The sequence below is a fragment of the Synechococcus sp. R6-5 genome (assembly GCF_047461775.1).
Classification (GTDB): Bacteria; Cyanobacteriota; Cyanobacteriia; order Thermostichales; family Thermostichaceae; genus Thermostichus.
Window position 1 is genome coordinate 12,516 of sequence record NZ_JANSHV010000021.1, and the last position, 12,602, is coordinate 25,117.

Annotated in this window: 14 protein-coding genes; 5 read left to right on the forward strand and 9 right to left on the reverse strand. The window is 61.3% G+C overall.

All coding sequences use genetic code 11. The features are described from left to right. Positions 1–51: 51 nt before the first annotated feature. Positions 52–1,230 (forward strand): tRNA preQ1(34) S-adenosylmethionine ribosyltransferase-isomerase QueA, encoded by a 1,179-nt coding sequence (gene queA, locus NW818_RS01165; protein ID WP_414423607.1) that lies wholly within the window; start codon positions 52–54, stop codon positions 1,228–1,230. Here queA and NW818_RS01170 read toward each other — a convergent pair. The 4 genes from NW818_RS01170 to NW818_RS01185 form a co-directional block, all read right to left on the reverse strand. Further along, positions 1,227–2,048: an HAD family hydrolase gene (locus NW818_RS01170; RefSeq protein ID WP_414423608.1), complete on the reverse strand. Its 822-nt coding sequence runs from the start codon at positions 2,046–2,048 to the stop codon at positions 1,227–1,229. The genes queA and NW818_RS01170 overlap by 4 nt on opposite strands. Positions 2,049–2,109: 61 nt before the next feature. After that, the gene (locus NW818_RS01175) at positions 2,110–2,379 is read right to left on the reverse strand and encodes a hypothetical protein (RefSeq protein ID WP_011433271.1); all 270 of its coding nucleotides are present in this window, start codon (positions 2,377–2,379) and stop codon (positions 2,110–2,112) included. A 12-nt stretch (positions 2,380–2,391) separates the two neighbouring features. Next, the gene (gene fabF, locus NW818_RS01180; protein ID WP_414330103.1) at positions 2,392–3,672 is read right to left on the reverse strand and encodes a beta-ketoacyl-ACP synthase II; all 1,281 of its coding nucleotides are present in this window, start codon (positions 3,670–3,672) and stop codon (positions 2,392–2,394) included. 33 nt (positions 3,673–3,705) lie between these two features. After that, entirely contained in the window at positions 3,706–3,951 is a 246-nt protein-coding gene (locus NW818_RS01185) for an acyl carrier protein (protein WP_414343279.1), read from the reverse strand. Positions 3,952–4,182: 231 nt separating this feature from the next. Here NW818_RS01185 and rpsF point away from each other — a divergent pair, with 231 nt between their 5' ends. The 4 genes from rpsF to NW818_RS01205 all read left to right on the forward strand — a co-directional run bounded on the left by rpsF (position 4,183) and on the right by NW818_RS01205 (position 6,420). After that, a complete protein-coding gene (gene rpsF, locus NW818_RS01190) occupies positions 4,183–4,473 on the forward strand; it encodes a 30S ribosomal protein S6 (RefSeq protein WP_011433268.1) in 291 nt (96 codons plus the stop codon). A gap of 73 nt (positions 4,474–4,546) precedes the next feature. Next, on the forward strand, positions 4,547–4,945 hold the full coding sequence (locus tag NW818_RS01195) for a single-stranded DNA-binding protein (protein ID WP_414332102.1): 399 nt from the start codon (positions 4,547–4,549) through the stop codon (positions 4,943–4,945). A 27-nt stretch (positions 4,946–4,972) separates the two neighbouring features. Further along, entirely contained in the window at positions 4,973–5,677 is a 705-nt protein-coding gene (locus tag NW818_RS01200; protein ID WP_414423609.1) for a M14 family zinc carboxypeptidase, read from the forward strand. 209 nt (positions 5,678–5,886) lie between these two features. Then, a complete protein-coding gene (locus NW818_RS01205; protein ID WP_414343284.1) occupies positions 5,887–6,420 on the forward strand; it encodes a universal stress protein in 534 nt (177 codons plus the stop codon). 4 nt (positions 6,421–6,424) lie between these two features. Here NW818_RS01205 and NW818_RS01210 read toward each other — a convergent pair whose 3' ends face one another. The 5 genes from NW818_RS01210 to purM form a co-directional block, all read right to left on the reverse strand. Continuing rightward, a complete protein-coding gene (locus NW818_RS01210; RefSeq protein WP_414423610.1) occupies positions 6,425–7,885 on the reverse strand; it encodes a DUF4340 domain-containing protein in 1,461 nt (486 codons plus the stop codon). An 18-nt stretch (positions 7,886–7,903) separates the two neighbouring features. Then, entirely contained in the window at positions 7,904–9,466 is a 1,563-nt protein-coding gene (locus NW818_RS01215) for a GldG family protein (RefSeq protein ID WP_414423611.1), read from the reverse strand. A 47-nt stretch (positions 9,467–9,513) separates the two neighbouring features. Further along, entirely contained in the window at positions 9,514–10,299 is a 786-nt protein-coding gene (locus tag NW818_RS01220; protein WP_414350648.1) for an ABC transporter permease, read from the reverse strand. Further along, positions 10,296–11,306 carry an ABC transporter ATP-binding protein gene (locus NW818_RS01225; RefSeq protein WP_414423612.1) on the reverse strand — a complete coding sequence of 337 codons (1,011 nt, stop codon included), beginning with the start codon at positions 11,304–11,306 and terminating at the stop codon, positions 10,296–10,298. Before NW818_RS01225 ends, NW818_RS01220 begins: the two co-directional genes overlap by 4 nt. Positions 11,307–11,521: 215 nt before the next feature. After that, entirely contained in the window at positions 11,522–12,586 is a 1,065-nt protein-coding gene (gene purM / locus NW818_RS01230; RefSeq protein WP_414423613.1) for a phosphoribosylformylglycinamidine cyclo-ligase, read from the reverse strand. Positions 12,587–12,602 lie beyond the last annotated feature (16 nt).

Genomic DNA, 12,602 nt, shown 5'->3' on the forward strand with positions numbered 1-12,602 from the left:
ATCCGGTTGGCTATGCTGGATCCACGTAGAACCCCATCTTGATTCATCTCCATGCCTGACTCTTTTTCGCCTGCTGCCGCTCCCCCCGGTGAGGCTGAGCCTTTGGGCGATAGGGAGCCCAATCCGGATCTGCTCACAGCTTCCTACGACTACACCCTCCCTCCAGATCGGATTGCGCAAACGCCGGTGGAGCCCAGGGATCAGGCGCGGATGCTGGTGGTGTACCCGGATAGGCACGAGCATCGCCGCTTCTGCCATCTGCCTGACTACCTGCGGGAGGGGGATCTGCTGGTTCTCAACGATACCAAGGTGATCCCGGCCCGCCTGTTCGGGGCCAAGGAACCCTCCGGGGCGCGGGTCGAAGTGTTGCTGCTGGAGCCTTGTCTGGAAGGGATCCCTGCCGCTGCGCAACCTCTGCCGGATCAGGCGTGGAGCTGGCGGGTTTTGGTCAGGCCGGGCAAACGGGTGAAGGTGGGGGATCGGATTGGTTTTTGGAGCAAGCAGGGATCCCCCTCTGGGCTGAGAGCCACTGTCCTGGATTTGGATCCGGAGACCGGTGGGCGAGTGGTGCAGTTTGAGTGGGAAGGGGCGCAACCTTTTGAGGAAATCCTGGAACAGGTGGGCCGGATCCCGCTTCCTCCCTACATCAAGGCTTCCGGATCCCCGGGCTCAGGACAAGTTCGCCCTGAAGACTACCAAACCCTCTGGGCCAAACACCCCGGCTCGGTGGCTGCTCCCACGGCAGGGCTGCACTTTACCCAGGAGCTGCTGGAGCGGCTGGCCCAAAAAGGGATCCAAACGGCCTACATCACCCTGAACATCGGCCTGGGTACCTTCCGACCGGTGGAAGCGGAGCGGGTAACCGAGCATCGTCTCCACAGCGAGTGGCTCAAGGTGCCGGCAGAAACGGTGGCAGCCATCCAAAAAGCCCAAGCCCGAGGGGGGCGGGTGATCGCGGTGGGAACAACCGTGGTGCGCTCTTTGGAAACCGCGGCAGCCTCTGGCACCTTGCAGCCTTGGCAGGGGAAAAGCGATCTATTCATCTACCCCGGCTACTCCTGGCGGGTGGTTCAGGGACTGGTCACCAATTTTCATCTGCCCCGCTCCAGCTTGATGATGCTGGTGGCTGCGCTGATCGGGCGGCAAAGGCTGCTGGATCTCTACCGAGAGGCCGTCGACCAGGGGTATCGCTTCTATTCCTTTGGGGATGGCATGCTGATCCTGCCCTAGGGCTGGGGCTGACCTCCCTGGGATCCCTTGAAGGAACCGGCCTCCGCTTCTGCTTCAACTGGGGTCGAAGGACGGTTTTGCCCGCCGGCAAACCAGTTCCGGATGCGATCCCATTCCACCTGATGGTAGCCGTCCACCGCCCAATTGGCCCGCCGCTGCAGCATGTGCAGAGGAAAGAAGGTGGCCAGAGCCAGCACCGGGATCCCTGCCGAACGGGCTGCCTGAATGCCGGGGTAGGTGGCTTCAATGCTCAAGCACTCCTGGGCAGGCAATTCCATCCGCTGCAAAAGCAGGCGGTGCAAGTGTCCTGGGGAAAGCATTGGGCCTGCATCATCCCCCGTCACTCGGTAGGATCCCCCATCGGTCAACCGCGTCAGGGCCGGGCAGCATGGCTGGAAGCGCTCTAGAAAAGCGGCCACCTCGGCTGCCGATTGGCCGCACAGCAGGCCGACCTTCAGTTGCAGCCGCTCCAGCGTCTCCAAAGTTTCCGCCAAACCGGGAATGAGAGGCAATTCCCTCTGCCCCTGCAAAGCCTGTCGGTAGTATAGGGCCTTGCGTTTCAGCAGCTCTTCCAGCTGCTTGGGGTTGAGCACCCGCCCCTGCTCCCCCCACAGAGCCGGCAGGCGCTCTCGATCCGGTCGGCCCAGGTATTGCAGCCGGTAAAGCTCCCGCTGCCCAGGGGATCCCGACTTCGGCCAGCACAGGTTCCAGGGGCGCAGGTTCTCTTCCACCAGCAGTTGGTTGATGGCCTGTAGGTGCAGGCTCTCGTCATCGGCCACCACCCCACTCCAGCTCAAGATCACCCCTTGCAGCCCCATATGGGCGACATTACCCTCTGCTAACGACCGCAACCCAACTGCATCAAAGCAGATGGCTTGTCTATCCATTTTGGACGCGACGCTCGAACTCTTCCCGAGTGGTGTCCACCAATTGCACTGCCTCTGGATAGAGCTGAGGATGGTTTTGCTTCAGCCAACTGAGCACCCGCGCCAATTGAGCTGCACACAGATCCAAGTCCGCTTGAAAAATAACCGCCGCCGCCATGTGCTGAGCATATTCGGGCGGGTGGCCTTGCTGCGCCAGCTCCGCCGTCAAAGCGGCCAAGGCTTGTTGACGAACTGAGGGCGACGAACTTTCGGGAGAAGACATAGGCCAAGCCTTTCAATCGGGAGAGTAGCGGCGCAAAGCCAGCGTGACGTTGTGCCCACCAAATCCAAAGGCATTGACCAAAGCGGCCTCGACAGCCATCTGCCGCCCCTTGTGGGGTACAAAATCCAGCCCTTCGCACTCGGGATCAGGGTTGTCCAAGTTGAGGGTAGGAGGAACCCAGCCGTGGTGGATGGCCAAAGCTGTGGCCACCGTGGCAATGCCGCCCGCTCCCCCCAACAGGTGGCCGGTCATGGACTTGGTGGCGCTGATGGCCAAACGGGGGGCATGCTCGCCAAAGACCGACTTGATGGCCTGGACCTCGGCGATATCCCCTACAGGGGTGCTGGTGGCATGGGCATTGATGTGTTGCACATCCCCAGGCTGAAGCCCGGCATCCTTGAGGGCCAGCCGCATCGCCCGGGCCGCTCCCTCGCCGCCGGGGGCAGGGTTGGTCATGTGGTGGGCATCGCAGGTGAGGCCATAGCCGACTATCTCCGCATAGATCTTGGCCCCGCGGGCGCGGGCATGCTCCAACTCCTCCAGCACCAGGATCCCTGCTCCTTCCCCCATGACAAAGCCATCCCGATCCCGATCAAAGGGCCTACAGGCTTGCTCCGGGGTGTCGTTGCGGGTGGAAAGGGCCTTCATGGCACTGAACCCCGCCATGGACAAAGGGGTGACCGCCGCTTCCGTGCCACCTGTAATCGCCGCTTGCACCTCTCCCCTCTGGATGAGCCGAAAGGCATCGCCAATGGCGTTGGAGCCAGAGGCACAGGCCGTAACTGTGCAGGAATTGGGGCCTTTGGCGCCAAAATGAATGGCCAGGTGACCCGCAGCCATATTGGCGATCATCATGGGCACCATGAAGGGGCTACAGCGATCTGGCCCTTTCTGCAGATAGATGGTCTGCTGCTCTTCCAAGACGCGGATGCCGCCGATGCCGGTGCCCAAGATCACCCCCACTTGCTCAGCGTTGAGAGCGGTGATGCGAAAGTCAGCGTCCTCCAAGGCTTGCCGGGTGGCCGCCATCGCCAGGTGCACAAAGCGGTCGGTGCGCTTGACATCCTTGCGATCCAAGTAGTCGAGGGGATCAAATCCCTTCACCTCTCCGGCAATACGGCAATCGTGGCGGGAGGCATCAAAATGGGTAATCGGCCCAATGCCGCAGCGCCCTGCCAGCAGGCTCTGCCAAAACTCGGCAGGAGAGTTGCCGATGGGGGTGACCGCGCCCAGCCCCGTAATCACAACGCGGCGGGTTGGCCTGAGAGCAGTGGCGGGATCCAGAGTAGCCATCGTCCGGTGTTAGCCCAGGGGTATGGAGGCAGATTAGGCAGCTTTCTTCGAGAGGATGTAGTTGACAGCGTCTTGCACGGTGGCGATCCTTTCTGCATCTTCATCGGGGATCTCCAGATCGAATTCCTCTTCAAAAGCCATGACCAGCTCCACCGTATCAAGGCTGTCGGCCCCCAGGTCGTTCTGGAAATTGGCTTCTGGGGTCACTTTGTCATCTTCCACGCCCAGTTGATCGGACACGATCTTGCGAACACGGCTATAAACTTCGTCTGCGCTCATGCTTGGAATCCCAACTCTCGATTCAGCGTGTCTTGGCCGGGCCAACCAGCGGCCAATGAAGCAATCCCTATTGTATCGGACAATGGATCCCCTCTTGTGAGCAGCCTCACCTGCATTGGCTGCTGCGGCCAGGGTATGGGAATTGGGCGGCAGCCTTTTCGGTTGTGGGAAAGAAAAGCTAGTATAGTCCACTGCGTCTCTACCACTGGATTCTAAGGAGAACTCGCTTCCATGCCCCGCGCTTACGAAACGATGCTGATTGTGCGTCCTGATCTGTCAGATGAACCCCTCGAACAACTGCTCAGCAGTCAGGAGGCAATCCTGCGAGAGAACGGAGTAACCCACGTGGAGATTACCAATAGGGGCAAGCGCCGCTTTGCCGGGTTTGAGATGAAAAAGTTCAAGGAGGGTCTGTACATCCAGTTCAACTACGAAGCCGAACCCAATGCGGTGGCTGCCTGGGAGAAAAACCTGCGCATCAACGAGAGTGTGCTGCGCCACATGACTCTCCGCGTCGGCTAGGTTTGACGGGATCCCCGCCTGCGGGCATGATGGAAGTGCGCTGAGCTGCCCCTTATCCCTGGATGGCTCCGTTATGAACTCGATTGTGTTGATGGGCGAGGTTCTGTCTGAGCCAGAGCTGCGCTACACCCCTGATAACTTAGCTGTTGCGTCCTTGGTGATTGGCTTTCCCAGCTTGCGCCCGGATGAGCCGCCCTACCGGGTGCGCGTTTCCTCTTTTGGAGAACTGGCCAAAAGGGTGGTGGACACCTGCCATGTGGGCGACCAAATCACAGTGGAAGGCCAACTGCACATGAATGTGGTGGAGCGAGATGGGCGCAAGGAAAAGCTGGCCGAGATCACCGCGCGCCGTGTCCATCAGCTGGGATCCGCTCGCGTTCTCTCCCTGACGGGGATGGGCGAACCGGCGATTGTGGAATCCTCTGAGGGGGATGTGGTTTCCCCACCGGAGCCGGACGATCTCCCGTTCTAACGGTTGCGAGACTTGCCGGGATCCCCCATGTCTCAGGAACTTGCTGCGGGTGAACCTTTGAGATCCCTGCGGGTCATCGGCTACTCGGTGCAGGGGCGTCCTATTCACCTTTGGCAGCTCACCCAAGGGATCCGCTCCTTGCTGCTGCTCGGCGGGGTACACGGGGATGAGGTGGAGGGCTATGCCCTGATCGAGCGCTATGTGGCTTCTGGGAAATGGGGATCCCTGGCCGGGAAAGCGACCCTATGGGCGATCCCACGCCTGAACCCGGATGGCTGTGCCTTGGGGCAACGGCTCAATGCCAACGGCGTCGATCTCAACCGCAATCTGCCCACCCAAGATTGGATCCCGGCCTCTTTGGAAGCTCGCTATCCGCCCGGATCGGCCCCAGGCTCCGAGCCCGAAACGCAAGTGTTGTTGACGAGTTTGGCCCGGATTCAGCCCCAGTTTATCCTTTCTGCCCACTCCTGCCAGGCGCACCCCTGCGTGAACTACAACGGCCCTGCCCTTGAGCTGGCCCAGGTGATGGCCGCTTGCAACGGCTCGCCCATTACCGCCGACATTGGCTACCCTACCCCTGGTTCTCTGGGCACTTGGGCAGGGCAGGAACGGCGGATCCCAACCCTAACGCTGGAAATCCTGCGGGGCACTCCCCTCGATCAAGTCTGGCAAGAGCAGGCCGAGGCGCTGCAGGCGGTGTTGGAGTGGGCAGCCCAAGGCGATGCCTTCTGACCGGTGTCAAGATCTCTGAACTTTCGTTGCCAATCTGCCTAGTTTGTTCAAGATATCTGGGGTTTTCTCGCCCAAATCTTCTACAACACAGATAGGTGGGGCAGAGCAGAGGGGAGCTTGGAGTCGAGGGAAAAGGGGTCAGAGGTCAACCCCGAAGTCACGCTGCTTCTGCCTTGTGCCCCGCTGTTAGCCATCTGGAGGAAGCCAATATGTTCAGCAGGATTTTGGTGGCAGTGGATCGGTCGGAGCTGAGCCAGGGAGTATTTCAAAAGGCCGTCCAAGTGGCCAAGGCCATGCAGGCCCAGATGATGATTCTCCATGTTCTGTCTCAGGAAGAGCCGGGCGCCCCAGAGCCGCCGATGATCCTGGGGGTAGATTACAGCTCCACCATCAGCGCCGAGCTGTGGCAGTCCTACCGGGAGCAATGTGCCATCTTCGAGCAAAACCAGATGGACTACCTGCGCTCGCTGGTGGAGAAAGCGGCTGAGCACGGGATCCGCGCTGAGTACACCCTCAACTACGGCAACCCCGGTCGGGTCATCTGCGATCTGGCCCGCTCTTGGGATGCGGACTTGGTGGTGGTGGGCCGCCGCGGCCACTCCGGCCTGAGCGAGCTGTTTCTGGGCAGCGTCAGCAACTACGTGCTGCACCGCGCCCCCTGCTCGGTGTTGACGATACAAGGGGAAGCCCTGAAAAAAGCAACCCAAACCGCGGAGGAGAAGACAGCTACCTCTGCTGGCTAAGGCTCTAGGAACTCGGGGGCGAGGGGGTGGAAGGCGGTTGCGTGAGTGGGGCGGAGTCCTTGCTCTCCGGCTGGCCTTCCAAGAGGCGATTCACTTCGGTTTCCAGGCTGTTGAAGGTGCTCAGCTCGATCACGGCAATGTCCGGCTGGCGGCTGCTTTGCACATAGGCCCGCAAGCCAGAGGCGGCCAAGCTCAGGGCCAAGGGATCCTGCTCGGCGTCGGGTTTGGGCTCAAAGGTCAGCCGTAGGTCGGGCTCAGACAACACCCTCTGGGCTTCCGCGTCGGCCTGTTCCACAAACTCCTTGGCGCGGGCAGCATTTAGGCTGGAGAACAGAGAGCCGAGATCCACAGGCTGGCCCGGTTGCTCCGGGTTTTCCCAGCGCAGCTCCAGGGATCCCTTCTCCTGCGGCAGAGGGTTAAGGGTAACCCGCTCCCCCAGCGACTCCAGGGTCACTTGACCTACCTGGTTGGGATTGAGGCGGGCAATGCGGTGATCCCGCAGCTCTTCCAAGTCAGAGCGGAGAATATTGGCGGTGGAGGTGAGCAAGGTGGCTACTGCCGGGTGCTCAGAGGTGATGACGTACACCTGGCCATCTTTCTCCGATCCCAAAGCGACGTTCAGGGTTTTGCCGCCCTCCAGCTCCACCGTCAGCCGGGCGGAAGGCTGCTCCAAGCCATAGGGGGCTAGATCCGTCTGGGTCTCGGCGGGGAACTCCACGGCCTGCAGGCGGGCCAGAGTATTGAGCAAGCGGTTGACGTTGATCTCATCGGCAGGCAGCTCGCGGGGCTGGACAATCTGCCAAGTATCGTCTTGCCGCTGCAGGCGAACAACTTCCGGCTCCGCCTCTGCCAACTGCACTTGCAGGGCCTTCACCTCGGCAGTGTCAAACCGAAGCAAGGTTTTGTCCCGCAAAGCCAGTAGGGAGGGCAACAGGGATCCCTTCTGGGCACTGCTTAGAAGCACCACCTGTCCCCCTTCGGGCTGGGCGTAGAAGCCAGAGCCATCGAAGTTGTCGTTGCCGATGGCTAGGCGGTAGGGATCCCCTTCTTTGGGGAAAAGGGCAATTTGGTGTCGCGGCTGATCCAGGCCAAAAGCGGCTAGGTCGGTGGCCCCCTCTAGGGTGATTTGGGGAGTGAGTCGGGAGAAGGTGTTGAGCAACTGCTCAATGGGGAAGTCCAGCGCCGCTGACTGAATGGGACTGACAATCCGCCAGCGGGATCCCTCTTCTTCCGGAGTGCGCTCCAAAAGGATTTCCAAGTGCTCCGCACCGCTGCCGCGAACGGGTTCCCCCTCTTTCTGTTGGCGGATTTCAATGCGGGCGATGGTATCGGTGGCAAAGTGGAACAGCCGCGCTCGCTCCGCCTGTTGCTCCTGACGCAGTTGCCGGATGTTGTCCAAGAGGAAGTAGCCCAGCAAACAGGCCACCGCCAAACCCAGGAGAATCCAGGTGGTTCGCTTGAACATGCCTGCTTTCCTCCAGCTCTACCGTCTTTGCCACCACAGGGCAGCTCCGGATCCCAGGGCCGCCAAGGGCAAAAGCACCGTCGATCCCAGCACCAGCCAGCGGAAGTTTTGACCGGTCAGGGTGAGACGGCGATCCGTGATGGATTTGGGGCGGATGGAGATCTGCTCCGTTTGCTCAGTCAGCCAGTTGAGGGTGTTCAAGAAGAGATCCCGGTTGCCCTGCTGCCGCAAGTTGCCGTTGAGGGCGAAGTTGACATTGCCGATCACCACCAGGCGGGCCTCCTGCCGGGATCCCGAGCCCTGTTCTGGGTCGGCGTCCAAACGGCGGGTTAAAGCAACACCCAAGGTGAGGGGGCCGGGCTTGTCCTGCTCCGGATCGAATTGCAGGGGGCCACGTTCCAGGTCAGGACTGGTCTCCCCCCAGCTTTGCGGGTTGGTGCGCAGTAGGGGCGTGGCTTGGATCCCTTCGCGGGCTTCGGTTTCCACAGAGCGGGCCAGGGGGAACAGGGTCATTAGCCGCTGGGCCGCCAAGGGGGCGGTGATGGGGTGATCCCCGTAGGTAGTAACCAGGGCAACCGCCGGCCCTGTCCCCAACAGTTGGCTGACGCTGCTCACCTCAATGAGGATGTCATCCCCCAAGACCACGCCCCACTCTTCCAGCAAGGGATCCAGGCCAGCCTCCACCCGCGGCCCGATCAGCAACAGCAGCCGTCCGCCTTTCGCCAGATAATCCTGCAGTTTCTCCACCTCGCCGGGGAACAAAGCCCGCTGTGGCCCCGCCAGCACCAGGACATCCGCCTCTTCTGGGATCCCCGATTGCACCAAGTTGAGGGGCTCTACCCGATAGCCTTCCTGACCCAGGGCTGCCGCCGCCTGGGCCAGAGTTGGAGTACCTTCCCTCGCTTCCAGCCCCACTTCCCCGTGCCCTTGCACGAAATAGGCCAGCAACTCCCCTCGGTTGACCACTTTGGACAGGACGGGGGTCAGTTTGCTCTCCAGATCAGGGGCAGGGGGCTGAGGCAGTTGTTGCCGGCTTTCTCCGGCCTCCACCACCAGGGTGTTGTTCTGGGTCACCTGCAGCCGCTGAATGGTCAGGGGATCCCGGTTGGGATCCACAAACTCAAACTGGAAGCGGTTGGGGTTGAGGCGGCGATAGCGCTCCAGTTGTTCCCGCAAGTTGGGATCCGGCGCAGTGGTGACCACCCAAACTTTGACCGGCTGCACCAATCCCTGCACCAATTGCCGGGTTTGGGGCGACAGGGTAAACAGGCCCTCCTCGGTGAGATCCAGCCGCAGGTCGTAGCGCACCGCCACCACATTCACCAGCACTAGAATGACGGCCATCGCCGCCACCGCCACCAGGATGTTGGCGTTGGTCTGGGTGGAACGCAGACCGAGGAAGACCCCCACCTCCTGCCGGTGGGTGATGCCCCAAACCACCAGCAGGGCCAAACCTGTTGCCAGCATGCTCAGGGGCACAGCCGTCCAACCGGTGAAGGCGGATCCCACCACCAGGCCGATGGCGATGACGCCAATGCCCAGGATCCCTGTCCAGTCCTTTAACGCGCGCCAGTCCTTCATAATGCTCCGCACCGCTGCCGCAAACACCACACTCCTCCCATCTGACCTCAGCTCTGTTGCCAGCGCAGGCTTTCCACCGATTGCACCGTGGCAAACAGCCCCAGGACGATGATGCTCAAGAAAAGAATGAGGCTGCTGCTGCTGAGGATCCCTTGCACCCAGTTGCTGTATTGCTGCAGCAAAGATACATGCCGCAGCGTTGCAGCAATCCAGTTTTCCTCCTGGCCGGCTGCCGCGTCGATCACCCAGAGCAACAAAATCAAGCCAAAGGTGGCCACTGCTGCGATGAGGGTGCTGTCTGTCAGAGAAGAGATAAACAACCCCAAGGCCATAACGCTACCCGCCAGCAGGGTTAGGCCCACATAACCCATCAGGGTCAGGCGGTAGTCCACTGCCGGGTTGGCGCTGCTCAGCACCAGCACATGGTAGACCAGCGGCGGCAGCAGCAGCGTGATGAAAAACACCCAGACCGCCAACCATTTGCCCAGGGCCACCTCCAAGTTGGTGATGGGAGAAGTAGCCAGCAGCTCCATCGTGCCTCGCCGCCGCTCCTCGGCATAGGAGCTCATGGTGAAGATGGGCAATAGAAATAAGGAGAGGGTGCCCAAGAGGTTGAGAAACTGCTGCGACAGGATGGTGGCGGCGTCAAAAGGGTTCTCCTGGCCGAACTGGGCGAAAAGATCCACCTGCTGAGAAAAGCTGATCACCCGCACCAGAATATTAAAGAAGAAAAACCCCGCCAGTCCCCAAAACACCGCGGCCACCACATAGGCGATGGGCGAGGTGAAGTAGCCGCGCAATTCCTTACGAAAAATGGCAATTGCTCCGTTCATGCCGCTTCCTCCAGTAGGCCCTCGGATCCCTCTTGGGTGGTGAGCTGCAGGAAAATCTCTTCCAAAGAAGCTTGAGGACGGCCTATCTCGTAGAGGTCGATCCCTGCCTGCACCAGCACCCTGGCCACCTCCGGGATCCAGCCGTCCGCGGCAGCGTTGCTCTTGAGCTGCACCTGCCAGCGGGAGGGATCCGCCGCCAAGGGCTGTAGGCTCACCACCTCCACTTGGGGCAAAGGCTGCAGGGCCGTCCGGATGGCCATTGCCTCGGTTGCCCCCACCACCAGCTTTGCCTGCTGCCGATCCTGGAGCTGGGCTGTCAGCTCGGCAGGCGTGCCAATGGCCGCCACCTGGCCGCGGTTGATGATCACCACTCGGTCGCAGGTCATGCTCACCTCGGGCAGGATGTGGGTGGAGAGGATGATGGTGTGCTCCCCCGCCAGGCTCTTGATGAGCTTGCGCACCTCGATAATCTGCTTGGGATCCAAGCCGATGGTGGGCTCATCCAGGATGATCACCGGCGGGTCGTGAACCAGGGCTTGGGCGATGCCCACCCGCTGCTTAAACCCCTTGGAGAGCTTGCGGATGAGGGTGTGGCGCTTTTCTTCCAGGCTGCAGCGCCGGATCGCCTCGTCCACCCGCCTGGGCCGATCGCCAGCGCTGACCCGCTTGATCTGGGCCACAAAGTGCAGGTACGCCTCCACCGTCATGTCGGGGTAGAGGGGTGGGTTTTCCGGCAGATAGCCAATGCGCTGCCGCACCGCCATCGAGTTTTCGTGAACATCAAACCCGGCCACCCGCGCCGTCCCCTCGCTGGCAGGCAGATACCCCGCCAAAATGCGCATGGAAGTGGTCTTGCCGGCTCCGTTCGGCCCCAAAAAACCCATGATCTCGCCGGCGTTCACCTGGAAGGAAACATCGCGGATGGCAGTGAAGCTGCCGTAGGTTTTGCTCAGATGCTCAACTTCGATGGCACCCGCGGTTGCACGAGCAGTGGGTAAACCTGTCATCAGCAACTCCTAACCTAGAGGGTCAGCAGCGATTAGCAAACGGTCCAAGGCCGAGTTACCCCTATTCCCAAAGAGGACAAATGTCGGGAAGCAGGCTCGGGCAAGAAGGCGGGCAACAGCGCTGAGGCCACATGCCAACTTAGCATAGCGACGGCGAGGATGAGTCGAGGGAACTGGGATCCCTTTCCCCCTTTTGGTGGGGATCCATCGGTTGGCTAGTCGGCAGGGCTTGTGAGGGATCCCCACTGTTCCAGTCCCAGAACGCGGCTTTCCCCTGGACAGGCCGCCACCACCTCCCCAATGGGGAAGGCTTCGGGGAGCAGGGATCTCACCTGATTTTCCGCCTCAGGGGGGATCACCAGCACATAGCCCACCCCCAGGTTGAAGGTGCGGAACATCTCCAAGGTCTCCACCTGGCCCTGTTCTTGGAGCCAGAGAAACTCCTGTGGGATGGGCCAGCTATGGGGCTGCAGCCGCGCCGCCTGGTTGGGGGCCAAACAGCGGGGCAAGTTTTCCGGGATCCCGCCGCCAGTGATGTGGGCCATGCCGTGGATGGCGATCCCTGCTGCCTGCAGCCGCTGCACCGCCTGCACGTAGATGCGGGTGGGGGTGAGGAATACTTCCGCCAAAGGCCGATCCCAGCCGGGAGGCCGGTGATCCCAGCGCCAACCCCGGTCGGCCACAATCCGCCGCACCAAGCTGTAGCCGTTGCTGTGTAGGCCGCTGCTGGGCAAAGCCAACAACCGATCCCCAAGCTGTACCCGCGACCCATCCAGAATGGCCGTTTTTTCCACAATTCCGACACAAAACCCGGCCAGGTCGTATTTCCCAGGGGGATAGAACCCCGGCATCTCCGCCGTTTCCCCGCCCAGCAGTTGGCAGCCCGCTTCCTGGCAGCCCGCCAAGATGCCATCGATCACCTGCCACAGGGCTTCTGGCTCCAGCTTGCCAGTGGCCACATAGTCCAAGAAAAACAGCGGCCGGGCCCCCACCGTCAGCACATCGTTGGCACACATCGCCACCAGATCGACGCCCACCCCCTGGTGCTGACCCCACTGCTGGGCAATGTCCAGCTTTGTCCCCACCCCATCGGTGCCCGCCACCAACACCGGCGCTTGATACCCTGTCGGCAGCTCAAACAGGCCGGCAAAGCCGCCGATGCCACCCAAGGTTTCTGAAGAACCTGAAGACGGAACTTGAATCCGTTCAACGCGCTCGCGGATCCCCCTGACAAAGGCCTGGCCCAGATCGATGTCAACCCCTGCTGAGCGGTAGTCCAAGATGCCGAAACCCCCT

What these genes read in the sequence shown, in the direction of transcription:
- queA (WP_414423607.1), top strand. Translation starts at nt 52, where the DNA reads ATGCCTGACTCTTTTTCGCCTGCTGCCGCTCCCCCCGGTGAGGCTGAG.
- NW818_RS01170 (WP_414423608.1), bottom strand. Translation starts at nt 2,048, where the DNA reads ATGGGGCTGCAAGGGGTGATCTTGAGCTGGAGTGGGGTGGTGGCCGAT.
- NW818_RS01175 (WP_011433271.1), bottom strand. Translation starts at nt 2,379, where the DNA reads ATGTCTTCTCCCGAAAGTTCGTCGCCCTCAGTTCGTCAACAAGCCTTG.
- fabF (WP_414330103.1), bottom strand. Translation starts at nt 3,672, where the DNA reads ATGGCTACTCTGGATCCCGCCACTGCTCTCAGGCCAACCCGCCGCGTT.
- NW818_RS01185 (WP_414343279.1), bottom strand. Translation starts at nt 3,951, where the DNA reads ATGAGCGCAGACGAAGTTTATAGCCGTGTTCGCAAGATCGTGTCCGAT.
- rpsF (WP_011433268.1), top strand. Translation starts at nt 4,183, where the DNA reads ATGCCCCGCGCTTACGAAACGATGCTGATTGTGCGTCCTGATCTGTCA.
- NW818_RS01195 (WP_414332102.1), top strand. Translation starts at nt 4,547, where the DNA reads ATGAACTCGATTGTGTTGATGGGCGAGGTTCTGTCTGAGCCAGAGCTG.
- NW818_RS01200 (WP_414423609.1), top strand. Translation starts at nt 4,973, where the DNA reads ATGTCTCAGGAACTTGCTGCGGGTGAACCTTTGAGATCCCTGCGGGTC.
- NW818_RS01205 (WP_414343284.1), top strand. Translation starts at nt 5,887, where the DNA reads ATGTTCAGCAGGATTTTGGTGGCAGTGGATCGGTCGGAGCTGAGCCAG.
- NW818_RS01210 (WP_414423610.1), bottom strand. Translation starts at nt 7,885, where the DNA reads ATGTTCAAGCGAACCACCTGGATTCTCCTGGGTTTGGCGGTGGCCTGT.
- NW818_RS01215 (WP_414423611.1), bottom strand. Translation starts at nt 9,466, where the DNA reads ATGAAGGACTGGCGCGCGTTAAAGGACTGGACAGGGATCCTGGGCATT.
- NW818_RS01220 (WP_414350648.1), bottom strand. Translation starts at nt 10,299, where the DNA reads ATGAACGGAGCAATTGCCATTTTTCGTAAGGAATTGCGCGGCTACTTC.
- NW818_RS01225 (WP_414423612.1), bottom strand. Translation starts at nt 11,306, where the DNA reads ATGACAGGTTTACCCACTGCTCGTGCAACCGCGGGTGCCATCGAAGTT.